Annotated in this window: 7 protein-coding genes; 6 read left to right on the top strand and 1 reads right to left on the bottom strand. The window is 53.1% G+C overall.

Annotated features, from left to right (window positions below; all coding sequences use genetic code 11):
- Positions 1–711 (bottom strand): 23S rRNA (adenine(2058)-N(6))-methyltransferase Erm(C) (locus CPT76_RS32940; RefSeq protein WP_105445893.1); only part of this gene is annotated, 711 nt, incomplete at its 3' end.
- Between the two features lie 1003 nt (positions 712–1714).
- Between CPT76_RS32940 and CPT76_RS32935 the strand changes: the two genes are divergently transcribed.
- The 6 genes from CPT76_RS32935 to CPT76_RS38120 form a co-directional block, all read left to right on the top strand.
- Positions 1715–2389 carry an HAD family hydrolase gene (locus CPT76_RS32935; protein WP_105445892.1) on the top strand — a complete coding sequence of 225 codons (675 nt, stop codon included), beginning with the start codon at positions 1715–1717 and terminating at the stop codon, positions 2387–2389.
- 46 nt (positions 2390–2435) lie between these two features.
- On the top strand, positions 2436–2783 hold the full coding sequence (locus CPT76_RS32930; protein ID WP_181153212.1) for a glyoxalase superfamily protein: 348 nt from the start codon (positions 2436–2438) through the stop codon (positions 2781–2783).
- Positions 2780–3358 (top strand): CDP-diacylglycerol--glycerol-3-phosphate 3-phosphatidyltransferase, encoded by a 579-nt coding sequence (gene pgsA / locus CPT76_RS32925; protein WP_105445890.1) that lies wholly within the window; start codon positions 2780–2782, stop codon positions 3356–3358. Before CPT76_RS32930 ends, pgsA begins: the two co-directional genes overlap by 4 nt.
- 21 nt (positions 3359–3379) lie before the next feature.
- Positions 3380–3805, top strand: coding sequence for a GNAT family N-acetyltransferase (locus CPT76_RS41735; RefSeq protein WP_308737715.1), 426 nt, complete (start codon positions 3380–3382; stop codon positions 3803–3805).
- Positions 3702–3980: a GNAT family N-acetyltransferase gene (locus CPT76_RS41730; protein WP_308737714.1), complete on the top strand. Its 279-nt coding sequence runs from the start codon at positions 3702–3704 to the stop codon at positions 3978–3980. Before CPT76_RS41735 ends, CPT76_RS41730 begins: the two co-directional genes overlap by 104 nt.
- Positions 3970–4297, top strand: a 328-nt coding sequence (locus CPT76_RS38120; RefSeq protein ID WP_105445889.1) for a hypothetical protein, incomplete at its 3' end; no start/stop codon positions are given. The genes CPT76_RS41730 and CPT76_RS38120, both read left to right, overlap by 11 nt.

Genomic DNA, 4297 nt, shown 5'->3' with positions numbered 1-4297 from the left:
CCTGATTTGCACTGGTGTAAAAATCCCCGCGAGTGCCTCGCACACCGGCAGTGCCGGATCGTTCAGCGCGTATTCGGCCAATCCGCCGAACGCATGATGATGCTGCGTCTGCAGCCAAGGTGTTTTCCGTCTCCGAATGCGGAGTACGGCTGCGTCCACCTGAGGTGGGGGTGAAAAATGCCGCCGGGGCACGACCTTCACCAGCTCGAAGTCAAACCACATCCGCCACTTGAGCAGACGCGGGCTGCGAATCTGCCTTGCCGTAAATCCCTTGGCTGCTCCGTGCTGCACGATCAGCACCGCCCCCTGGAACGCAGAACCCGGCGGGTCGAGCAGCTTCTCGAGAATGAATGTCGTCATGAAAAATGGAATGTTGGCTACAACATGAAACGGCTCCTTCGGAAGATAAGCCTCGCGAATGTCCCTTTCAATAACGGATACATTAGAGCCGGGAACCGCCTTTTGCCGAAGGGCGGCGGCGAATGCGGCATCGTTCTCAATGGCCAGCACTCTGCCAGCCTTCTTCGCAAGCGGGAACGTGATGGCTCCCCGCCCGGCGCCCAGATCGAGCACCGTGTCGGCGGTTGTGACGCCGGCCATTCCGATCATGTCGTGAATGACCGGCTCGTGGTGCAGCAGGTGCTGTCCTTTGGCTGCGGGTTTCTCTATGTTCAAGTGCGTCTTAATATGACGTTGTCGATGTTTATGCATCCATGAATCCCTCCGTTATCCAGCGATGGTTTCTTGCCCATCGGCTGTGCTGTGAAGTGGAGAGACTCAGGATAACGCCGCGGGATCCGGCGGATTTCACCGAATGAAAGGCACTCGCGCGGGCCGGACGCACTGCATGAAAGAGCAGTTCATCGGCATATAAGCCAGGCATTGAAGCGGCGGGTGGCGGCACATTATGCATCGATCAAGCGATATTTTTTCCTGAGTAAAAAGGAGGTTACCTGTCAAAAAGGGCAGACCTATCCTGAGTTTCTCTGTACACAGCAAAGCCAACGGCTTTTTTTCTTAGCAGCTGTACACCATGCGAACCCGGATAAACTGATCTACCACACGTAACCCTCCTTGCCAGAATCATCGTTAACCTAAAAATAAGCACAAAAAAACACAGGCTGTCTGCCTGTGTCAGCGTTTCGCGAAAGGACCGACCGGTCCAAGGAACAACCGTTCCTCGGCCGCAGGATATGAGGTCTTACATGAAAGCCGGAAGCGGCCCAAGGGCAGGGAGTGACTATCCTTCCTATCCCTTGAGGGTACGATCCCGCAATGCGTTCATGTGAGATGAATTTTTAAAGGCAGGCTGGACATAATCATGCGCGTTCCTGCAGACGATGCCTCAGCCATAGTAGCTATAAAATCTGGGTTACCTTTAAAAAATGGCAGACCAATCCTGAGTCCTCCGCGTACAAGCAGAGAATTTTGCAATATGTTAGTTGCAAAACGTGCGAACCCGGATAAACTGATCTACCACACGTAACCCTCCGTTCTTCGTAAATTACTAACAGGCTACCATATCGATCCATTTTTAGCAAGTACCCGGCGAAGAAAGGGTATGGCGTTTTACCGTCGAATAGGTAAATTACATCGCTTGCGGCAGTCTTACTTGGAATTTATGACACCATTACGGAAAGGAGGGCGTCAGCATCAAACAAATTATCGCTATGGGTGGCGAGGGAATCCCGAATACCGATAAGGAGGATGCCGCTTGGGCACGAAAGCCGTTTTGTTCGATTTGTTCGAGACCTTGATCACCGAATATGCGGATGGTCGGCGGATATCGGGGCGTCGCTACGATTACCCGGGTCTGCTTGGTCTGAGCCAGGAAGCGTTCAAGCTGGAATGGAGAAGCCGGGTGGAGCGGCGGATGCGCGGGGAGCTGGCAAGTTTTCCGGATGTCATCCGGGATATTTGCCGAAGCAGGGGCCTGGATGCGGACGAACAGTCCGTTCAGACGCTCTACCAGGCAAGGATCCAGGAGAAGCGGATTCCTTTTGAAGCCGTTCGCCCTGACATTTTGGAAATGCTCGAAAATCTCCGTACCCATGGCTGGAAGCTGGGACTGATCAGCAACTGTTCGGAGGAGGAAGTCCGGGGCTGGGAAGATTCCCCGCTGGCCGGGTATTTTGACAATGTTATTTTTTCATACGAGGTACAATGCTGTAAGCCCGACCCTGCTATCTATGAACTCGCATGCCGGCGGCTGCAAATACTCCCGGAGGATTGCGTGTTTGTAGGTGACGGAGGCTCCGGAGAACTGGATGGGGCGCATCAGGCAGGGATGAAGGTCATCCATGCGGTCTGGTTCAATCCCTATGTGGAGAGCCGGTACGCTCAACTGTCGGCACCTATGCAGCTTGCTGCCGCATTGCCAGTACGATAGCCGAGCCGGGTATAAGTTTGGATTAACTTTTAGAGGAGGATAAGTGATGAAGAGGATAACACCGATCTTTCGGATTTTCGATGAGGACAAGGCCAAGGAGTTTTACGTGGATTTCCTGGAATTCCGGATTGACTGGGAGCATCGCTATGAAGACGATCTTCCCTTATACATGCAGGTGTCCAGTGGGGACTGCGAGATCCATTTGAGCGGGCATCACGGCGACTGCACCCCCGGCTCGGCGATCCGTGTGGAAGTCGAAGACATCCAGAGCCTCCATGCCAAGCTGATAGCGAAGAAATACAAGCATGCGCGCCCTGGGCTTGAGGATATGGAGGTGAGCGTGATCGATCCTTTCGGTAACCGGATCACGTTTTTTGAGAGGAAGGATGCATGAACCCGGCGAACAAGCTGACGCTGGCCAGAATTATGCTGATCCCGGTGTTTATCGTTTTTTTCGCAGAGTACCCCGTACGGCTGGCGGATTCCAACGCGTTCATTCAATTTCTGAATCAGTACGGAACCTATATGGCGGTGGGTGTATTCATTCTTGCTTCCGCTACGGACAAGCTGGACGGGTATGTTGCCCGCAAATACCACCTGGTTACCAATCTGGGTAAGCTATTGGACCCGCTTGCGGATAAGCTGCTTGTTTCGGTGGCGTTGATCATGATGGTCGAAGCCGGGATGATTCCGGCCTGGATGGCCTTCGTGATGATCGGCCGTGAATTCATGATTACCGCTCTGCGAATGGCGGCGTCGGCCCAGGGGATCGCTCTGGCGGCAGACCGGTACGGCAAGTGGAAAATGGTGTCCCAGGTCGTCGCCATTACGGCCGTGCTGCTGAATAACTATCCTTTTCAATGGTTGACTAGCCTTCGCGTCGATTCCTTCTTGATGGTGATCGCTGTGATGATGACCGTCATGTCAGGGTACCACTACGTGGTCAAAAACATTAAGCTTTTCATATAAAAAGGCTCAAACGCTTCGTGCTTGAGTTATGAGGGAGGAGGCGTAATTTTGATTCTTTGGAGCAAGCAGGGGGTCAGCGTAAGGAAACTGGAGGCGGGCGATGCGGACCATTTGGTCCGTTGGCTCAGCGATCCGCGCGTCCTCGAATATTATGAAGGCCGGGACCGCCCGCATGATATGGCCATGGTGCAGGAGCACTTTTACCGAGATGATCAAATCGAAGCCTGCATCATTCAATTGGACGACCGCGATATCGGATATATTCAATATTATCCGGTCGATCCGGAGGAACGCGAGGTATATGGCTATGGCGAAGGGGACGGGCGGAGGGCGGATTTTCGGCATGGATCAGTTTATAGGGGAGCCCGACTGCTGGAACCAGGGAATCGGCTCAAGGCTGATTCAAGGCATGGTTTCTTATCTAACCAACACGCTTCAAGCCGATAAAATTGTCATGGACCCGCAAACCTGGAACGCCAGGGCCCTGCGCGTATACGAAAAATGCGGCTTCCGCAAGATCAGGCTGCTGGAAAAACGCGAATGGCATGAAGGAGAGTACCGTGATTGCTGGCTGATCGAATACAATGCAGCCAATGGAGAGGAGAAGCGGGATGAATCATAGTTATAGTCAAACCTTGAACCGTTTAGTCGGATATTTTGAGAGCGAACTGAAAGCTGTACCCGAAGAGGTGTTCAGACACAAGCCAGGACCCGCCAAGTGGTCGAAGCAGGAGATCGTAGGCCACTTATGCGATTCGGCGGCGAACAACCATCTTCGGTTTGTCAAAATAAAACTGTCGGCGCATCCGGTATCCCTTGAGGGATACGATCAGGACCGGTGGGTGGACCTGCACGGGTATCAGGAGCAATACAAGCACCCGGATATCATTACGCTGTGGGTTATGCTGAACAGGCAAATTGTCCATGTTATCGAGAGTT

It is taken from the genome of Paenibacillus sp. AR247 (assembly GCF_002968895.1).
Lineage (GTDB): Bacteria > Bacillota > Bacilli > Paenibacillales > Paenibacillaceae > Paenibacillus_AQ > Paenibacillus_AQ favisporus.
This window is presented reverse-complemented; position numbering and strand designations above follow the sequence as displayed.